Source organism: Pseudomonas sp. Fl5BN2, assembly GCF_009908205.1.
Taxonomy (GTDB): Bacteria; Pseudomonadota; Gammaproteobacteria; order Pseudomonadales; family Pseudomonadaceae; genus Aquipseudomonas.
The window spans coordinates 92265-112365 of sequence record NZ_JAAARL010000020.1 but is presented as its reverse complement, the minus strand read 5'-3'; the positions used below and the strand labels follow the sequence as shown (position 1 = coordinate 112365).

Here is a 20101-nt window from a genome sequence, read left to right as displayed (position 1 = left end):
GAGTTTTTCGCGTTGTGGCTCAGCTGCGGGCCAGCAAGGGATGCCCGGCCAGCAATGATTCCTGCTGCAACCATGCAAAAAATGCCCGTACCGGCGGGTGTCGTTCGCGCCCTGGTACGCACAGGGCGCTGTAGCCCGCGCCGTCTACCTGAATCTCGGGCCGGTAAGCCTCCAGCAGGCCGCTGGCCACGCTTTGCGACACCAGGATATTGCTCGCCAGTACCAGGCCCTGACCGGCGATGGCGGCTTGCAGGGCGTACTGTTCTTCGTCGTAGGAGCGGATCTGCGGCTGGCCGTCGAGCCAGTTTTCTCCAGCCTGGGTGCACCAGGCCTGCCAACCATCGGCATAGAGCTTGGAGTTGCGCCAATGCACGCTGATCAGCGTCGGCCGCTGTTGCTGCGCCAGGGCCACCTGGTGCGGTGCGCCATAGACTGCAAAGCGTTCGTCGAACAGGCACAGGCCGTGAAGGTCCAGGTAGCCGTCCTGGCTGTAGCGGATTGCCAGGTCGATGCTGGCGTCCTGTTGCAGGTCGACCACTTCGCTTTGGGTGTCCAGGCGCAGGCTGATGCCGGGATACCGAGCATAGAAACGTCCCAGCCGCGGTACCAGCCACAGGGCGGCGAAGGCGGCGGTGGTGGAGACGGTCAACAGCGTGTTACTGGGCTTGGGGCGCAGGGTGTCGACGCTCTGGGCTATATCCAGCAGGGCACCATGCAGGCTGCGGAACAATCGGTCGCCGGGTTCGGTCAGGCGCACCTGGCGCGGCAGGCGCTCGAACAGTTGCACCCCCAGCCAGTGCTCCAGGTTGCGGATCTGGTGGGACACCGCGGTGGGCGTTACCGCCAGGTCTTCGGCGGCGGCCTTGAAGCTCGACAGTCGCGCTGCGGATTCGAAGGTGCGCAGTGCGGTGAGGGGCAGGTGAGCGAACATGTTGGGCTCCATGGATGAAATCTATTCATTCAAATGAATTTTTACTCATTTGTTGGTGAGTGGCTGTGATTCTAGATTTAGCGCGAAGCAGTTGTAGCTTCAAGGCCATCAAGAGCAAATCACATGAGAGAATTCGGATGAATACAGTTCTTGCAATTCACGGCAGCCCACGGGGCGAACGCTCCCACAGTCGGCGTTTGACCGAGGTGTTTCTCCAGGCCTGGCAAGCGGCGAACCCTCGGGCAGTCCTGACCCGGCGCGAGGTTGGACGAGGTTCGCTGCCTCACGTCGGCGAAGCCTTTATCGCCGCGGCGTTTTATCCACAACCTGAGGCACGCCCGTTGTCGATGCAGGCCGACCTGGCCCTGAGTGACGCGCTGGTGGCTGAGTTGCTCGGCCACCAGCGCCTGGTGATCTCGGCCCCCATGCACAACTTCAGTGTGCCCAGCGGGATCAAGGCCTGGGTCGATCACATCGTGCGCCTGGGGCTGACCTTCAACACCCGGCAAGACAACGGTGTCGCCCAATATCAACCGTTGGTACAGGGCAAGAAAGTGTTGATCGTCACCAGCCGCGGTGACGGTGGTTTTGGTCCCGGCGGTGAACATGAGGCGCTCAATCATGCGGATCGCTGGTTGCGCACGGCCCTGGGCTTTATCGGCATCGAGGATGTCACGGTGGTCGCCGCGGAAGGCGAAGAGTCGGCGCCGGAGCGTTTCCAGCAATCCTGTGCCGAGGCGCAACGGCGTCTTCTGGCACTGGCTGAAACGTTCTGAGGAGGCGCCATGGCCTGGTTGTTCCTGCTGGTGGCGGCGGCCTTCGAGGTGACGTTCGCCATGGGCATGAAGTATGCGCAGGGCTTTACCCGGTTCTGGCCTTCGCTGGTGACCGTAGTGGCAGCCGTGGCGGGGGTCTACTTCCTGACCCTGGCCATGCGCGAGCTGCCGGTGAGCGTGGCCTACCCGATCTGGACCGCCATCGGCACCCTGGGCACGGTACTGCTGGGTTTCGTATTGCTCGGGGAAAGTCTCACCGCGATCAAACTGGTGTCGGTGGGGTTGATTGTGGCGGGGGTGATCGGGCTGAAATAGGCGGGGAAACGGGGGCTTGTCATGGCTCTGTCGTCGAATCGTCACAGGTACTGACGATGCCCTTGGTTATGGTCTAGCTTTCAGCCTGGGTTCACGAGTCCACCGCAAGGATGTCCGAGCATGTCCCAAGAGCTTGCCACGCGTTACCCCCTGGTGCTGGTGCCCGGGATGCTCGGTTTTGTCCGCCTGCTGCTGTATCCCTACTGGTACGGCATCGTCCCGGCGTTGAGCCAGGGCGGGGCCCGGGTGTTTGCGATACAGGTTTCGCCGCTCAATTCCAGCGAAGTGCGCGGCGAGCAATTGCTGGCCCAGATCCAGCAGATCATGGCCCAGACCGGGGCTGCCAGGGTCAACCTGATCGGCCATAGCCAGGGCTCGCTCACCGCCCGTTACGCGGCGGCCAAGCGCCCGGACTGGGTGGCTTCGGTGACCTCGGTGGCGGGCCCCAATCACGGTTCCGAACTGGCGGATTACCTGCAGCGACGCTCCCCTGCGAGCAGCATGCGGGGGCGTGTGCTGAGCCTGGTGCTGCGCGCTATCTCGGCCTTGATGACGCTGCTGGAAACCGGCTATCGCGGAGCGAAGCTGCCGGTGGATATCCACGCTTCGCACCATTCCCTGACCACCGAGGGGGTGGCCCTGTTCAATCAACAGTACCCCCAGGGGCTGCCGCAAACCTGGGGTGGGCAGGGCCCGGAACAGGTCAACGGCGTGCGCTACTACTCCTGGTCCGGCACCTTGCAGCCGGGCAAGACCGATCGTGGTGCCAATCTGTTCGACGGCACCAATCGCAGCTGTCGCCTGTTCGCCCGCACCTTTGTCCGCGAAGCTGGCCAATGCGATGGCATGGTGGGGCGCTACAGCTCGCACTTGGGCCAGGTCATTGGCGATGACTACCCCTTGGACCACTTCGATATCATCAACCAGTCCCTGGGGCTGGTGGGCAAGGGCGCCGACCCGGTCCGCCTGTTTGTCGAACATGCCCGACGGCTCAAGGCTGCCGGGGTCTGACACTTGCCCACGGCTGCACCTGTATGAGCTGGCTTGCCGGCGAAAGACCCCGTCAGGCCAGCGTCTTTCCGAGCCCCAGTACCCGGGTCCAGCGTTCAGAAAGAATCACCCCGCCCAGGGTCAACAACCCACCCACCAGATGGAACCATGCCAGTTGTTCGTGCAGCACCAATGCGGCAATCAGCGCGGTGATCAACGGCAGCAGATTGAAGAACAGCGTGGTTCGGCTCGGCCCCAGGCGCACCACCGCCTGCATCCAGGCCAGAGGCGCGACCATCGATGCCAGCAAGCAGGCATAGAGCACCAGCGGAATGTTCTGCAGGGTCGGGCCGACCTTCGGTGAAGCAAGGAACAACGGCAGCAGCACCAGCACCGCCACCAGCACCTGCAGGTACAGCAACACCAGCGGCGGCAGGCGCAGTTGCCACTTTTTCAGCAGGGTGCTGTAGATCGCATAGGCCAGGGTGGCGATCAGCATCATCGCGTCCCCCAGGTTGACCCCGTGTTGCAGCAGTGCGGCAAGGCTGCCGGAAGACACCACCACCAGCACCCCAGCGAAGGACAGCACGGCACCCACCAAGGCGCCGGCGGTCAGGCGCTGGCCCAGGGCGGCGATGGCCATGGCCAGTGACATCAACGGCATCAGCGAGAGAATGATCCCCATGTTGGTGGCCGAGGTCAGGGTGGCGGCGTAGTAGGCCAGGCTCTGATAGACCGCCATGCCCAGCACGCCGAGGACGAAGATCCGACCCAGGTTGGGACGGATCACCGGCCAATGCTGGAGCACCGGCTTGAGCATGAAGGGGGTGAACAGCAAGCCCGCCAGCAACCAGCGATAGAAGCCGATCTCCGCTGGGAAGATCGCACCCACGGCGAGTTTGTTGATTACGGTGTTGCCGGCCCAGATGAAGATGGCCAGTAATGGATAGGCGTATTGCATGGAGACAACCATAGAGTTGATGAAGGTTGATTATCCTCCTGTCCGGATCAATGCCTATACTGCGAAACAGACAACCCGCCCCTGCATCCGGACAGCATGAGCAAAAAACATATCGACCTCCTGGAATTCCATGGGCTGCCCGCGCCCGTGTACTTCCGCTATGCCGACTTCGCCGCCCACAGCCATGCCCTGGAACACCGGCATTCCTGGGGCTGCCTGGAGTATTCGGCCCACGGTGTGATGCACATGGACATCGCCGGCCAGCGGTTCATGTCGCCACCGCAATATGCGATCTGGGTGCCGCCGCAGACCGCCCACAGTTTCTACACCAGCCAGCCGATCAACTATCGCGCGGTGCTGCTGGCACCGGAGTTGTGCAAGGACTTGCCAAAGCAGGGCAGCACCCTGGCCATCAGCGAGATCCTCAAGGCGATCCTCAAGGATTTTGCCGCCAGGGACGTGCAGATCCCCGAAGGCGAGGCTGACCAACGCCTGGCCCAGGTGCTACTGGACCAACTGCGCCAGGCCCCGGTCCACAACTGTTATCTGCCCTATGCCAGCAGCCCCGATCTGTTGCGGGTGCTCCTGGCCCTGCAGGCGGAGCCGGGCAACAGCCAGCCGCTGGCCCACTGGGCGCAGCAGGCGCATGTCAGTGAACGGACCTTGGCCCGGCAGTTCGTTCGCGAGTTGGGCATGAGTTTCGGCGAATGGCGCCAGCGCCAGCGTTTCCTTGCTTCCATCGAAGCCCTGGAAAGCCCGCACAGCATCCAGGAAATTGCCTTCGACATGGGCTACAGCACCGCCTCGGCATTTATCGCCATGTTCCAGCGTCAAGCCGGCTGTACTCCCGAGCAGTATCGCCGGGCCAGCCTGCAGAACAGGTGAAGGTGTAACAGGCTTTGTCTACACTGCGCTGGAGGCCGTGCCCGTCGGTGCGGTGACAAGGAGAAAACTCCATGAAGATGTTGCGTATTCCTTTGTTGATGGTGGGGCTGCTGCTCTGTTCCCAAGGCTTTGCCGCCACCGCCCAGCAGAACAAGATGACCACCTGTAACGCCGAAGCCACTGCCAAGGCCCTCAAGGGCGATGAGCGCAAGGCCTTCATGAGTACCTGCCTCAAGGCTGCTCCGGCCGCCGCTGCGACACCGTCCACGCCTCAGGAAAGAATGAAATCGTGCAACGCCACCGCCACCAGCCAGGCGCTGAAGGGCGATGCGCGCAAGGCGTTCATGAGTGATTGCCTGAAGAAAAAATAAGCCTGGATCGATGCGGCCAAGGTATCAAAATGGATACAGATCCCTGGCTCGCGTCGATTTGATGGCCTGATCACCTCTGCAAAATCCATTTTTTTTCAATGACTTATGTCAAAGTGATACCACTCGTCTATTTTTTCTGTGTAACCAATTTTTCACATTAGACTCTACCCCCTTCGAAAACAGGTGCCTGGACGCGCCGTACGGACACTCAATCGAGGGTCTGTTTTTCAAGGGAATGGAAGGCATGTCGCGTTTTGGCTGCTTAAGGCCTGTTGTAGCGTTTTGTGCTCTAGTGGGTTCGTTCACCGTCGCTGCTGCGCCTCTGCAGACACCGGGTGATCGTGACCTGATCCGCGATCGTCAGCAGCAATTGCTGCAAGATCAGCAGAAGCGCCTTGATGAACTCCAGCAGTTGCCAGGCAAGCCCTTGCCTCCCGCACCTGCCGAGCAACCTGGCGAGCAGCGCTGTTTCACCATCAAGACTGTGACGCTCAAGGGCGCCGAGCACCTCGGCTCCGCTGATCGTGAGCGGCTGCTGGCACCGTACCGCGACCAATGCCTGTCGGTCCCACAGATCAATACCCTGCTCAAGGCCATCACTCATCACTACCTCGAACGAGGCTACGTGACTACCCGTGCCTATCTGCCTGCCCAGGAGCTGGCGTCGGGGCAACTGATCATTGTCGTCGTCGAGGGCCGCCTGGAAAGTCTGGACAGCTCGGCCCTGGCCAGCTCCCGAGAGTTGGCCATGGCTTTTCCCGGAACCACCGGCGAGGTGCTGAACTTGCGGGAACTGGAACAACTGGTGGATCAGTTGACCCGCCTGCCTTCGCGCCAGGTCGAGATGGAGTTGGCCCCAGGGGACCAATTGGGCGGCAGTCATGTCGGGCTCAAGGGCCAGCGCCTGAAGCCCTGGCGGCTGTCGGCGACGCGTAATAACGATGGCGACAAAAGTACCGGTGAGCAGCAGATGGGCCTGGGCCTGGACTGGGATAGCCCGTTGGGGCTGGCCGACCAGTTGAACCTGCGAGCCAATCAGGATGCGGTCAGCGATCGCTGGCGCCATTCCGACAACCAGAGCCTGTACTACAGCCTGCCCTGGGGCTGGTGGACCTTCAACTACTCCTACAGCCAGAGTTACTACCGCACGCGCAATGACGCCACCGGGTTCAATTTCGTCCTCGATGGCGAGAGCAATAACCAGCAAGTCCGGGCCGAGCGCGTGCTGCACCGGGACAACTTGAGCAAGACCGGCGTGAGCCTTGGGCTGAGCCATCTGCGTACGCGCAACTACCTTGATGACCACCTGATCGACGTTTCCAGCAACCGCATTACCGAAACCCAGCTTGGCTTCAATCACGGACGGCGCATCGGCAACGCCCTGGTCAACGCCGATATTGGCTGGCAGCAGGGCATCGGCGCCCTGGACGCTCAAGGCAGTGGCCGGCCCCAGGGCAGCGAGCCGGTCGCCCGCTACAACAAGTACAGCCTGACTCTGAGCTACCTGCAGCCCTTGCGCCTATGGGACGAGAACTTCAGCTTCGACAGCCTGGTCACCGGGCAGCGTAGCGAGGATGTGCTGTTCAGTCCCCAGCGCATCAGCCTGGGTGGACTCAACTCGGTGCGTGGCTTCCAGGATCAGAGCCTGTCCGGCAACAGTGGCGGCTACTGGCGCAACCAACTGCGCTGGCGCCGCGCGGTGACCTGGCCGGCGCTGCAGCCCTTTGTCCAGGAATACGGCATGGCCTTCGCCTACGACGTCGGGGTGATCAAGGCCGATCGCTACAACCATGACGCCAAGGGCCGCATGAGCGGCAATGCCCTAGAACTCAATGCCCGTGGTCAGTACCTGGCCGCGTCAGTCAGCTTCGCGCGCTCCCTGGAGCGGCCGGCAATTATCGAGAGGCGAGAGCATCCGGTGTACTTCCGGGTAGACCTGTTCTTTTGACTCGACTCAAACGTTAATGGATGGATGATTTGCACATGGACGTACGCAAGCCCTTTGCCCAATGCATTGCCCTGTCACTGTCGGGAGTCCTGTTTCTCAACCCGATCGTCAGTGTCGCCGCTGGCCTGACCCTGGACCCGGCAGCCGGCGGCAACGCCACCATTGGCGCTGCGGGCAATGGCGTGCCCGTCGTCAATATCAACGCGGCCAATGGCAGCGGCTTGTCCCATAACAAGTTCAGCGAATACAACGTCGGCAGCAACGGCCTGATCCTCAACAACGCCACCGGCTCGACCCAGAGCACTCAGTTGGGTGGCTACATCATCGGCAACCCCAACCTCAAGGGGCAGGCGGCGCAGGTCATCCTCAACGAAGTCACCGGCAGCAATCGCAGCAAGCTGGCGGGTTACACCGAGGTGGCCGGGCAGGCCGCCCGGGTGATCGTCGCCAACCCCCACGGCATCACCTGTAACGGTTGTGGTTTCATCAACACCCCGCGGGCCACGCTGACCACGGGCAAACCGGTGCTCGAGGGACAGAGGCTTGATCGTTTCCAGGTCGATGGCGGCGATATCAGCATCGAAGGTGCCGACCTCAACGCGAGCAATCTCGATCAGTTCGACCTGATCACCCGCAGTACCAAGCTCAATGCCAACCTGTATGCCAAGAAGCTCAACATCATCACCGGGCGCAACGACGTCAAGGCCGATGACCTGAGCGTCACTGCCCGGGCAGCCGACGCCAGCATCAAGCCGGAACTGGCCATCGACAGCTCGGTACTGGGCGGCATGTACGCCGGGGCGATCCGCCTGGTGGGCACAGAAAAGGGCGTGGGTGTGAACATGTCCGCAGAGATGGCCGCCAGCACTGGCGACATCCAGATCGATGCCAATGGCAAGGTCACCGTGGCCAATATGGGGGCCAAGCAGGCGATTGCGGTCACCGCCCAGAGCATCGATCTCCAGGGCAAGGCTTACGCCGGTACCGAGGCGACGCTGCAGGCCAAGGAGCAGATCAAGGTCCAGACCAGCCTGGCGGCCCGGGACCGGGTGCGGGTGGTGGACGCTGCGCAGGTGGTCAACCACGGCATCATCGAAGCCGGGGTCAATGCAGACAACAGCCGCAACGATCACGGCGAGGTCAAGCTGACTGGCAACAACCTGGAGAACCAGGGCAGTGTGTTGGCCAGCCGCAGTCTGGAACTTGAGGCGCGGGAGGCCCTGAGCAACCAGAATGGGGTAATCCAGGGGCCCAAGGTACAGATCAACGCAGCCCGCCTGGTCAACCAGGGCGACAAGGCCCGGGTCCTGGCACACAACGAACTGGTCCTCGACACCCCGGCCATCGCTAACCTGGGCGGCCTGATCCGCTTTGGCGATCAGCAGGCCGTAACCCTGACCCTCGACAACCTCAACAACAATGGCGGGCGCCTTGAAGTGGCGGGCGCCAGCTTGACCCTCAGCGCCGGCGAAGTGAGTAACCAGAAGGGCTCGGTCATTGCCGACAAGGTGCAGATCAGTGCTGATCGCCTCGACAATCAGCATGGCCTGATCGGCGCCAGCCAAGGCAGCGCGACGTTCAAGATCAGCGATCAACTCAACAACAATGCCGGCCAGCTCCAGGCCCTGACCCTGCTGGAGACTGAGGGCGGAGAGTTGCTGAACCAGGGGGGCAAGTTGCTCGCCGACCAGATCAAGGTGACAGGCAAGCGCCTGGACAATAGCCAGAAGGGGCTGATCAGTGCCGAGAAAGGTGCGCTAGAGATCAGCCTCGATCAGGACCTGCTCAATGCCGGCGGCAAGCTTCAGGCCACTTCTCTCCTCAGCCTGAAGGCCGCCAGCGTGGATAACCGCAGCGGCACGTTGGTTGCGCCGCAACTGACCCTCAATAGCAGCGGCAAGCTCGACAACCAGGGTGGCACCGTGGATGCCGACGGGCTGGAGTTGCACACTGCAGATATCGACAACCAGGGTGGCTTGCTGCAAGGCAAGGAGCGCTTGCTGCTGGAAGCCCGGGACCTGGCAAACAACCAGGGCCGGGTGATCGGTAATGTATTGACCGCCAGCCTCGACAGCCTCAGCCAGAACCAGGGTGGAGCGCTGAGCGCCGAGAACGGCAAACTCACGCTGACCGTCAAGCAGCACTTGAACAACGCCCTGGGCCATCTGCAGGCCAAGCAGGGCGATGTGCAGATCGAGTCGGCCGGGCTGGCCAACCAGGGCGGGGTGGTGGTGGGTAATCAATTGCTGCTGACCAACAGCGGGTTGCTGGATAACCGTGGCGGGCAACTGGTGGGGGATCGCTTGACGGTTACTACCCAGCGCCTGGACAACCGGGCATCCGGGTTGCTGGCAGCCGGCACTGACGGTCTGCACCTGACCCTGAGCACCGACGGCGTCACCCCAGGCCAACTGCTCAACAGCCAGGGGCGCCTGCAAAGCGACGGGCATCTGCAGATCGACGGTGGCCAGTTGCACAACAGTGGCGGCGTCCTGCTGGGTAACAGCATCGGGATCAATGCTGCCGGCCTGGACAACAGTACCAAGGGTGCAGTGGTGGCCAACAATGGCACGATCGACCTGACTCTCAACAACGGTGCGTTGAACAACAATTCCGGGATGATCGACGCCGGCGAGCAGAAACTGCGGGTCAGCCAAGTGGCTCAGCTCGACAATCTGGGAGGCACCCTGAAGGGCAAGCGCCTGGAGATCGATGGCGCAGCGGTGGATAACCGCCAGGGGCAATTACTCGCTGGCAGCGCCGGCCTGAACCTGGTGGCCGGAGGCCTGAATAACGCCGAAGGCATGATCCTCGCCAAGGACAGCCATGGCGAAGTCGCCCTGGGGCAGGGAACCCTGGATAACCGTGGCGGCACCTTGCAGGGCGCGACCCTTGGCGTGACCGCCGGAGCGGTGGATAACAGTGCCTTGAATGGCAAGGCCGGGTTGATCAGCAGTCAGGCCGGTGCACTCAAGCTGGTGGTGGATCGTCTCACCAACCAGGCGGGCAAGCTCTACGCCAGCGGTTTGCTCAGCTCCGTCGGGCAGACCCTGGACAACCGTTGGGGCGGTGAAATCAGTGCCCAACAGCTGGACCTGACCGCCCATGCCAATCTGTACAACCAGGGCGGCCTGGTCGAGTCGGCCAACGGTCTGCTGCTGGCCGCTGGCAATCTGGACAACAGCGCCGGTGGCCGTGTACGGGTCGTTGCAGGCGAACAAAGCCGGATCACCCTGGGAGGAACCTTCAACAACCAGGGTGGCTCCCTGGCATCGGGCAGCAGTGCCTTTGCCCTCAGCGCCGGGCAATTGAACAACGAGTCGGGGACTGTCGAGCACGCCGGCAACGCCCTGTTCAAACTCGACCTGGGCGTGCTTTCCGGGTTTCAAGGGCGCATGACCGGCCTGGGACGTGGCGACTGGGATATTGCCTCGATCAATCGCAGCGGGCTCATGCAACTCAATGGCGAGCTGGACCTGAGTACCGGCGCCGACCTCAATCTCAATGCCGGCGATCGCATCGCCAGTGCTACGGGCCTGCGCCTGGCGGCTGCCACATTGAACAATGCCGGCGAGTTGGCCAGCGACGGCTACATGACCCTGGAACTGGGTGGCAACCTGAACAACAGCGGCCTGCTTTCGTCCCGGGGCAAGCTCACCGTCGGTGCCACCGACCTGAACCAGAACGGCGGTCGTATCGCCAGTGGCGGCGATACCCAGCTGAACCTGCGGGGCACCCTGGACAATCTGGGGCGCCTGATCGCCAGCCAGAACCTCAATGTGTCCGCGGCGCAGATCAACAACCGCGGGACCCTGGGAGCTCTGGGGCAGATGCAACTGCGTTCCAGCAATGGCATCACCACCTCGGCCGATACCCTGATCTACAGTGGCGCCGACATGCTCCTGCGGGGCAACGGCCTGGCCAACAGCTACGGCGATATCTACAGCGCCGGCAACCTGAGTTTCGCCGCCCTCGACGGCGGCCGTGCCGTGCTGCTCAGCAACCGCTCCGGGACCATCGAAAGCCAGGGCGACATGAACCTCAACGTGGCGACCCTGGTCAACGCCATGGACAAGTATGACGTCAGCGAGAGCATTGCCCGGCGCAGTATCGCGATCAATTGCACCGACTGTTCAGGCAAGCACCACTCGGCGGTCTACACCGTCAACACCACCTATCAAAACACCATGGGCGAGCATTCCGCAGCCGCGCGACTGGTGTCCAACCGTGACCTGACCATCAATGCCGATACGGTGGAGAACCAGCTGAGCCTGATCGCGGCCAACCGTGATGCCTTTGTCACCGCCAACAATTTCTACAACCGCGGCCTGACTCTGGATCAGCGGGTCGAGGCCGTGAACTACACATTGTTCCGGCTGAAAAAAAGCGCCTACCGTTTTGTCGAGCGTGAGACCAAGGCCTGGAACTCACGCAACAGCGGGCGTGCGCCGGACCAGCAAGACCCACTGCCGGCAGCGCTGCTGCAGTACAAGTCCTCGATTGGCAGCAACGTGATCCTTCCCGGTACACAGACCGGCTATAGCGCCACCTTGCAGGCCGGAGAGCGCCTGCACCTGCAGGTTAGCGGCACCCTGGAAAACGGCACCCTGAGTGAACAGGCCCGTGCCCAGCTTACGGGCCAGACCTTGCAGAACAGCCTTTCCCAAGTGGGCGGGCAGACCATCACGGTCAACGCGCAAAGCACGGCAGCCGCAGCTCAAGTGGCCAAGGATGTACAGCGTATCGAGCGAGTTGCCGCCGACGGCACGACCCAGGTCAGTTTCGTCCCGGTGGATTTCTCCGGCGTGCCTTTCGCGGCTGTCGACCCCACCGCTTTGTCGAGCTACAGAGTTCCCCAGGGCGAGTACGGTCTGTTCATCAAGAGCCAGAATCCCCAGGGCCGCTACCTGATCGAAACCAACCCGACCTTTACCGACCTCTCGCGCTTCATGAGCTCGGACTACATGCTCGGGCACTTGAACTACAGCACCGACCAGACCTGGCGTCGCCTGGGCGACGGTCTGTATGAAACCCGCTTGATTCGCGACGCGGTGCTGGCCCAGACCGGGCAGCGCTTCCTGGCCTCAGGGTTGACCAGCGACTACGACCAGTATCGCTACCTGATGGATAACGCCATCGCCTCCAAGGACCGTTTGAACCTTAGCGTCGGGGTGTCCCTGTCATCCGCGCAGGTGGCTTCGCTGACCCATGACATCGTATGGATGGAAACCCGTGAGGTGCAGGGCGAGAAGGTACTGGTACCGGTGCTCTACCTGGCCCAGGCCGACTCGCGCAATTTGCGCGGCGGCAGCTTGATCCAGGGTCGAGACATGACTCTGGTTGCCGGCGGCGACCTGACCAACGTCGGCACCTTGCGCGCCAGTAATGACCTGAAGGCCGATGTCGGCGGCAATCTCTACCAGGGCGGGCTGATTGAAGCCAACGAGCGCGTCAGCCTGATGGCCCAGGACAGTGTGCGCAATGCCCTGGCCGGCGAAATTCGCGGCAATCAGGTTAGCGTATCGGCAATCAAGGGTGACATCCTCAATGATCGCGTAGCGGTTGCTGTGGGTTATGGCGCTGGAACTCGGACCATCCTCGATCAGGGTGGCCAGATCAGTGCGCGCCAGCAGCTTGATCTCACCGCCGGCCGCGACTTGACCAACAAAGGTCAGATCGCCAGTGCGGGTGATGCCAAGCTCAGTGCCGGTCGCGATATCGACCTGCTGGCAGTGCAGGACCACACCTTCACCCAGAGTGCGATCCGTCGCGGCCTGGTGACCAATGACACGGTGCAGACCCTGGGTTCCAGCGTGACCGCCGGCGGCAATCTCGAACTCAAGGCCGGGCGTGACCTGGCCGTGGTGGCGAGCAAGGTCAGCGCCGGGCATGACCTGTCGCTGGGGGCCGAGCGCGATATGGTCATTGCCTCGGCCCAGGACGAACAGTCCTCGACCTTCTACCAGAAGAAGAAAGGCTCCTGGGGCAAGAGCAAGACCACTCGCAGCGCCGACTCCTCGACCACCAATGTGGCGTCTGAAATCAGCGCCGGGCATGACCTGATGGTCAACGTCAGCCAGGACAAGGACGGCCGCATCAGCCTCAACGGCGGGCGCGACGTCACCGTGGTCGGCAGCCAGCTCAAGGCCGGCAACGACCTGCTGGTGGGTGCCGCCCGGGACGTCAGCCTGGTCTCGGCCCAGGAGCAGCAGGACAGCTCCTACAGCCAGAAGAAGAAAGGCAGCTTCGGCCTCAACAAGAGTGGCAACAGCCGCACCTCCAGCAGCACCACCCAGGTCGGCAGCGAGCTGAGTGCCGGTAACGACGCAGTAGTGATTGCCGGGACCAACGTCAACCTTTCGGCGAGCAGCATCGAGGCCAAGCGTGATGCCGAAGTGCGTGCCGGGTTGATCGACAAGAGTGGCGACATCAACCTGATGGATGCGGCCAACACCTCCAGCAGCCAGAGTGACAAGTACAAGAGCAAGGTTGGGTTCTCCAGTTCCGGCACCTTCATTTCTGTGGCCTCATCGAAGAAGTCGGGGCAGGAAAACCAGCAGAGCCAGAGTGTTGGCGGTGTGGTCAGTGCTGGGCGCGACACCACCCTGCATTCGGCGCGCGACGTCAACATGATTGGCAGCACGGCGGCCGCCGAGCGCAACCTCAACGTCGGTGCCGGGCGCGACGTCAACGTCCTGGCCGGCAGCAACAGCTCGGACCAGAGCAATTGGAAGAGCTCGAAGCAGGTGGGCCTGTCGCTGGAAAGCGACCGCAATGGTGTTACCGCTTTCCTGGGCAGCGAGGGCCTCAAGCAAAAATCCCGCAATGCCCAGGAGACGGTGGCGCCGAGCCAGTTGCTGGCCGGGCAGGATGTCTCCGTCAACGCCGGGCGCGACCTCACCGTGGAAGGCTCGCGGGTGGATGCCAAGCGCGATGTCAACCTGCAGGCTGGGCATGACATCAACATCAATGCGGGCGATGAGCACTCCTTGCAGGAGTCCAGCAAGAGCCGTGATCGCAATGGCCTGACGGTCAACGTCAGCCACAACTACGGCAAGACCATGGATGCCCTTAAGGGCACCGGCAAGGGCGAGGACGGGGTCAGTAAGGCTTCCAGCGTGCTGAGTACCGTGGATGCGATCAACCAGTTCACCTCCGGGCCGACCTCAGCCACTCACTTCGGCTCGGCCAGCCAGTCCACCAGTTCGCGGCAGCAAGTGCAGACCAGCAGCCCGTCGAGCCTGGGGGCGGGACGGGACATCAGTGCGGTGGCCGGCAATGACGTGAGCATCCGAGGCAGCCACTTCGATGCCGGTCGCGACATCACTGTGGTCGGCCGCGACGTCACCGTGGACGTGGCTCGCGGTTCGGTATCCGAGGAAAGCAAGACTGCCCGCAGCCAGGGTGGCATCAATGGCCAGAGCGGAGGTGGCAGCGCCCGCGCGGGTATCGGCGGCAGCAATGGCGTGGCCAGCGAATCGCTGACCCAAGGTACCAACTCCCCCTCGGTGCTGCTGGCCGGTCGCGACGTCAGCTTCGAGGCCCGGGACAACCTGACCTTGATCGGTACCCAGGTGCAAGCCGGCCGGGACATCGACCTCGGCGCTGGCAAGGACCTGACCATTCGTGCGGCGCAGAACGACTCCAGTAGCGAGTCCAGTCGCCGCAGTGGTGGGGGGGAAGTGGGACTGGCCTTGGGTGGCAAGGACTTTATCTCGGTTTATGCCAGTGTCGATATGGGCAAGGGCAAACTTGAACGGGAAAACCAGAAGCAGCAGAACGCGCAACTGGTGGCTGGTGATCAACTGCGCTTTACCAGTGGCAAGGACACCACCATTGCGGGTGCAACCTTGCGTGGCAATGAGGTGGTCGGTCGAGTGGGTGGCGACCTGATGGTGTCTTCGGTACCGGACACCGGAAAAGTCAGCGGTAAACAGTCTGACCTGAGTGTCACCGTGAGTATTGGTCTGGGCGGTGGCGGCAGCGTCAGTGGCTCGGCCGGTGTAGGTAAGACCACCGGAAAGACCAATTGGGTGCAGGAGCAGACCAGCATCACCGGCAAGAACGGCGTGGATATCCGTACCGAGAACCACACTCAGATTGACGGCGCCTTGGTCGCAGCTGACAACGGTAACCTCAAGCTGGACACCAATACCCTGGGCTTTCGCGATATCTCCGGCCAGGACAAAGAGCACAGCTACTACCTCAACGTTGGCGGCACTTTCGGCTGGGGCGCCAGTGGCGACGGAGCCAATCAGGCAACCACTGGCAAGCAGGTGGCCTTCACCAACGACAAGAGCCTGGAAGGCAAGGGCAAGACCGGCGCCTCGGGCTGGAGTGTCAGCGGCTATGACTATCGCAAGGAGCGGGAGCAGGAAGTACGTGCCACCGTTGGCGCGGGCAACGTTGTGGTCCGTAACGATGCCAAGACTGGCCAGGACTCTACAGCGGGTCTGAACCGTGATGTGTCACAGGCTTATGAGATTACCAAGGACAAGGAGAAACGTACCGACCTGTATGTCACCCAGTCTTCGCTGGACGCGGTGAGCCACCCGGGCGTCACCTTGGACAATTGGCAGAAGGGGATGTCCGAGTACGGGAAGAACGCCTCGGCGGCGTTCACACAATATGGGGATCTAAGCAAGGCGACGCAAAAGGCGCTGGCTGACAATCCCGGGTTGTGGCCTTTGGCATGGATTCCCGGGGCGCTGGAAAAAGTAATGGACAGTACATCCTATGGCACTCTGGGATTGATGCCCGGTGTTGCGAGCCATGGAGGGGTGGCGACACAGTTGCCGGTTCTTCTCAGTGGAGACATGAGCTTTTATCGGGCCCATGCGGTTTACCTGAAAGATGAACATGGAAATATCCAAAATGATGCTGAAGGGAAGCCAATGCTTGACCTGGCTAAAACCATTGCCAGCCTGACGTCAATTACGCAACCAGATGGTAGTGGGCCTATTGCAACCAACGGGATTCAAAACTCCCGCGATGCGGCGTTGGTTAATGGTGGAATGCAAACCGGTCAGGATACTTTCATACAGGCTTATAACCCTGAGCATGGATTCCTGGGGGACCTGCTGGAGTCGGCATGGGATGTACTGCTGGGAGGGACAATCAAGTCGGGTAATGCTCAGCAATTGCACAACTTCTTTGAAGATGGGATTAAACAGGGGTTTGTCCTGAGCCCGGTGGGGCATAGCCAAGGCGCATTGTTAACCTACCGAGCCATTGACGGTTTGAACTTCAATGTAGGAGGAGATATCGGTGTTATTCAGTTCTCCGGTGCACCTGTCGGGGTTCTGGATTTTTATAAAGCTGCGGAAAAGTCTGGGTTTGATGAGAAAAATGCGTTCTTCCAAATCAATCGACCTGATACCAGGGTGGTTTTCGGGCTAGTACCGTTTACAGACTCGGTATCGGACTTGCTGGGGAATAATGCGGGCCATTCGGCATCACCGGTATTGCAGTATGTGGGGGCCGTTGTGTCACTTCCTTCTTTGATTGGATTAGGGCCGCCCAGCGCCCACTCCAATTACCTGTGCATCTCCAAGAAGCTCTGTGGTGGGAATGCCAGTGTTCTACAGGAGCAGTTCAAGAAGAGTGAGGCCTATATTACTCCCACCTTATTGGGTCCTAAGGGGAATGTACTTCAGGGGCGCGAGATTTGAACTTGCGAGTCATAGGATATGCGTCAGCGGCGGTACTGCTTGTGGGATGCGTGCAACCGCCACTGGTCTATGAAAATGATCGGCTGATCAAAAAGATGCTGTGCGAAGTGGGTAATCAGCCAGTCACCGTAGCCAAGCGGCTGTCTTTCGAGTTGCCGGACCCCTTCAGGAGTGCTCCTTGCGGAACCATCAGCAGCGGTTTCAGCTATGACAAAAAACGTGATGAGGTCTCGGTGACTCGCTCAGGCAGTTTCAACTACGGAACGACCCAAGCCTATGCATCATCGTTGTATTTGAGTGTTGATGGGTACTTGGGCGGTGATCGCCGTGGAAGTGTCTATCCAAGAGAGAAGTTTATTGAGGAGTACCTGGCTTATGCGGCTTTGCCGGATGGCCCGGGTCTTCCCGATAAAGTTGATCGGGTCAGCTTCAAGGGATATCAGTGTGTGCGCTTTTATGAATTCTGGAAAAGCACGCCAGCCGGAATCTGGAACGATGAAGTCAAATATTGGTGCTGGGAGCAAGAAAGTGGCTTGAATCAGCCATTTTATCTCGAAGCGGGGCAGCGTTTAGCAATAGGCGTTTCTGGCATAGATCTAGAAAAAACATTGATCATGCCAGTGTTTGAGTCTCTGAAAATCAACCCGTTATCCCATTCGCTGATCGCTGACTTGAACTCGCAAATCAGATCGGCCTGTGCTCTGGTCAAGTCCCGTTACGATCAAAACTTGAGATGGGGCTCCGACTATCCCGATAAACGCCTGACCCTGACCCGCCTGCACTACTGCGGCTACGATGTACCACTTCCCGACCTCCAGGCTCCGTCGCGCTGAGCCCTTGGAGCTTTGGCCGAAAGGCCTGTCAGGCAGCCAACACATAGGGAGATGAGCATGAAAAAGTGGGCTTGGATTGCCTTGCTGCTGTTTTTGAGTGGTTGTGCTTCGCAACCACAGCGCAAGGATGAAGAGCAGGTTCTGTCCGAGGTCGCGGCTCGGGTGCAGAGGGACGGCAACGGTGCGGCACAAGGCGGGGGCCAGGATCAGCAGTTGCTTGCCACGCGGATCAACAGTCATGGGCTGCTTCCCGATCGCCTGGTGATTGTGGCCGGCGGTGCGCGTGAGCGTTTCAATGTGCGTGACATGTTCGCCCAGGTCTCCGAGAGCCAGAGCGGCAGGTTCCTGATGTTCGGCGCCAACCCGGCACTGGACAAGGCGATTGTCGGCGGAGCATTGAGCGATCAGCGCTTTCCTCGGGTCTGGTTGTTCTTTGTCGGCGAGCCGGAGCAGGAGCAGGAAATGCGCGGCATCGTCGAAGCCGCAGGCATCAAGTATTCGTTTATCAACAAGTACAAGGAATGAGCTTGCTCGGAGTAGCCAGGAGCATTCGCCGCTGTATCGAAATCACCTTGATCTGTGGGCTGCAGGGGATCATCAGTGGTTGCATGGCGCCGCCCCTGGTCTATGAGGACGCCCGCTTCGACAACCGGCTGCTCTGCCAGGAGGGCGCGAAGCGGGTCACCCTGATGCAGCGCTATTCCTTCGATTTGCCAGGGCCTTACCGGCATGCCGAATGCGGAACCGTTACCGGAGGGTTTTATTATGAAAAGGCCAGTGACTCACTGTCTGTGGGAACTTCCGGGTCCTTTTCCTATGGCGACACCCAGGTGACGGCCTCCGCGCTCTACATGCGGGTCGACAGCTTTCTCGATGGTCAAGGAGTGGGGCTGCTCTATCCAAAGCAGGCCTTTCTTGATGATTTGCTGGCCAGGCAGGCGTTGCCATTCCATACCGGCGTCAAGCCCAGCAGCCTCGACTGGGTGACCCTGCAGGGCTACCAATGCCTGCGTTCTTACGAGCGTTGGGAAGGGGCGGCGGTCGGTATTCTCGAGGACAAGGTGAAGTACTGGTGCTGGGAGCAGGAGAGCGGCCTGCAGCAGCCCTTCTATGTGCATGCCGGCCAACGCCTGCCCCTGGGGAGCAAGGGCTATGACCTGGATCAGGTGTTTATCCTGCCGTTGTTCCAGAGTCTGAAGATCAACCCCCTGCCAGAGTCGGTGCTGGCCAAGGCTCGAGCCGGTATTCAAAAGGCTTGTGCCCATATCAAATCGCGCTACGACCAGAACCTGAGATGGGGCGATGACTATCCTGACAAGCGCCTGACCCTGATCCGCCTGCACTACTGCGGCTACGACGTGCCACTGCCCGATCTCAAGGCACCTTCACCTTGAATCATCGGAGGCCTGCGTATGCATTACTCAGAAGCTATGGGCTGGCACGAGCAGCTTTATGCAGACGGACTTTAAAAAACGTCCGGATCTGTACATCGTGCTGACATTGATCGACAAGCATGGCAATGCGGAGTTGTTGAAATGATGCAGAGATTCTTGATCGTTTGTATCGGAGTCTGTGCTCTGACTGGTTGCGCAGGCCTCTCCAAGGAGTATGAGAATCAAAATCTGCAGGCTCGTCTGTTATGCAAGATTGGCGGTGAGCGGGTGACCCTTAGCCCGCGTCTTTCCTATGATCTACCCGAGCCATTTCGTCATGCTGCCTGCTCCACCTTGGCACCGGGGTTCATCTATAGAAAGTCCTCCGCGGCGGTCGAAGTTAGCCTTGAGTCCGTCATCAGCTACGGCAGTGTACAGGCTCGTTCGACATCAGCTGCGATGTCGATCGAGAGTTTTATGGATGGCAAGGGGTCTTGGCTGCTCTATCCGCCAGACGGGTTTCTCGACGCTCGCCTGGCGTATCTGGCGCTACCCGGAACCCAACGCCCGCCAAACAGTGTGGAGAAACGTCAGGTCCACGGCTTTGCCTGTTATCGGTTCTACCGCGTGAACGATTTGCCCGCGGTAGGCATGCAAGGTGATGAGGTCGAGTATTGGTGCTGGGAAAAGCAAAGCGGTTTGTCGATACCCTTTTATGTCAGCGCCAGCCAGAGCGGTAAAGCCGGTCAGCCAAGGGGCGATCTCGATCAGCTCTATATCGAACCGCTATTTCGCAGTTTGACGATCAACCCATTACCCGCTTCGACGCTGGCCGAGATTCGTGCAAAAACCTCAGCGGCTTGTGCTCATGCCAAATCCCGTTTTGACCAGAACCTGCCCTGGGGCGATGACTATCCGGACAAGCGTCTGGCGCTGACCCGCCTGCACTACTGCGGCTACGACGTACCACTGCCCGACCTCCAGGCACCGTCGCGCTGAGCCTTTGGAGGCGTTTTGGGGCGCCTTGGCCGACAGGTCTGTCATACA

The 20101-nt window shown here is 60.7% G+C and carries 13 protein-coding genes; 11 read left to right on the top strand and 2 right to left on the bottom strand.

From position 1 onward, the window contains the following. Positions 1–19 precede the first annotated feature (19 nt). A complete protein-coding gene (locus GV819_RS25330; RefSeq protein ID WP_178126086.1) occupies positions 20–943 on the bottom strand; it encodes a LysR substrate-binding domain-containing protein in 924 nt (307 codons plus the stop codon). A 125-nt stretch (positions 944–1068) separates the two neighbouring features. Between GV819_RS25330 and GV819_RS25325 the strand changes: the two genes are divergently transcribed. The 3 genes from GV819_RS25325 to GV819_RS25315 all read left to right on the top strand — a co-directional run bounded on the left by GV819_RS25325 (position 1069) and on the right by GV819_RS25315 (position 3033). Beyond that, positions 1069–1707, top strand: a complete 639-nt coding sequence (locus GV819_RS25325; RefSeq protein WP_161758780.1) for an FMN-dependent NADH-azoreductase — start codon at positions 1069–1071, stop codon at positions 1705–1707. Positions 1708–1716: 9 nt separating this feature from the next. After that, complete coding sequence (locus GV819_RS25320) at positions 1717–2022, top strand: DMT family transporter (protein ID WP_161758779.1); 306 nt, start codon at positions 1717–1719, stop codon at positions 2020–2022. 120 nt (positions 2023–2142) lie between these two features. After that, a complete protein-coding gene (locus tag GV819_RS25315) occupies positions 2143–3033 on the top strand; it encodes an esterase/lipase family protein (RefSeq protein ID WP_161758778.1) in 891 nt (296 codons plus the stop codon). A gap of 52 nt (positions 3034–3085) precedes the next feature. On the opposite strand, the gene GV819_RS25310 is transcribed toward GV819_RS25315, so the two are convergent. Next, positions 3086–3973 (bottom strand): DMT family transporter, encoded by an 888-nt coding sequence (locus GV819_RS25310; RefSeq protein WP_161758777.1) that lies wholly within the window; start codon positions 3971–3973, stop codon positions 3086–3088. A gap of 96 nt (positions 3974–4069) precedes the next feature. Here GV819_RS25310 and GV819_RS25305 point away from each other — a divergent pair, with 96 nt between their 5' ends. From GV819_RS25305 to GV819_RS25270, 8 genes are all read left to right on the top strand, one after another. Continuing rightward, complete coding sequence (locus tag GV819_RS25305; RefSeq protein ID WP_161758776.1) at positions 4070–4858, top strand: AraC family transcriptional regulator; 789 nt, start codon at positions 4070–4072, stop codon at positions 4856–4858. Positions 4859–4929: 71 nt separating this feature from the next. Beyond that, positions 4930–5229, top strand: a complete 300-nt coding sequence (locus GV819_RS25300; RefSeq protein ID WP_161758775.1) for a PsiF family protein — start codon at positions 4930–4932, stop codon at positions 5227–5229. Between the two features lie 244 nt (positions 5230–5473). After that, entirely contained in the window at positions 5474–7177 is a 1704-nt protein-coding gene (locus GV819_RS25295) for a ShlB/FhaC/HecB family hemolysin secretion/activation protein (protein ID WP_178126085.1), read from the top strand. A gap of 35 nt (positions 7178–7212) precedes the next feature. Next, entirely contained in the window at positions 7213–16848 is a 9636-nt protein-coding gene (locus GV819_RS25290) for a hemagglutinin repeat-containing protein (RefSeq protein ID WP_161758773.1), read from the top strand. A 50-nt stretch (positions 16849–16898) separates the two neighbouring features. Then, positions 16899–17681 (top strand): hypothetical protein, encoded by a 783-nt coding sequence (locus GV819_RS25285; RefSeq protein WP_368668939.1) that lies wholly within the window; start codon positions 16899–16901, stop codon positions 17679–17681. 57 nt (positions 17682–17738) lie between these two features. Beyond that, entirely contained in the window at positions 17739–18206 is a 468-nt protein-coding gene (locus tag GV819_RS25280; protein WP_161758772.1) for a hypothetical protein, read from the top strand. A 2-nt stretch (positions 18207–18208) separates the two neighbouring features. Beyond that, positions 18209–19075 (top strand): hypothetical protein, encoded by an 867-nt coding sequence (locus GV819_RS25275; RefSeq protein ID WP_256667588.1) that lies wholly within the window; start codon positions 18209–18211, stop codon positions 19073–19075. Positions 19076–19216: 141 nt separating this feature from the next. Beyond that, positions 19217–20053, top strand: coding sequence for a hypothetical protein (locus tag GV819_RS25270; RefSeq protein ID WP_161758771.1), 837 nt, complete (start codon positions 19217–19219; stop codon positions 20051–20053). The last annotated feature ends 48 nt before the right edge of the window (positions 20054–20101 follow it).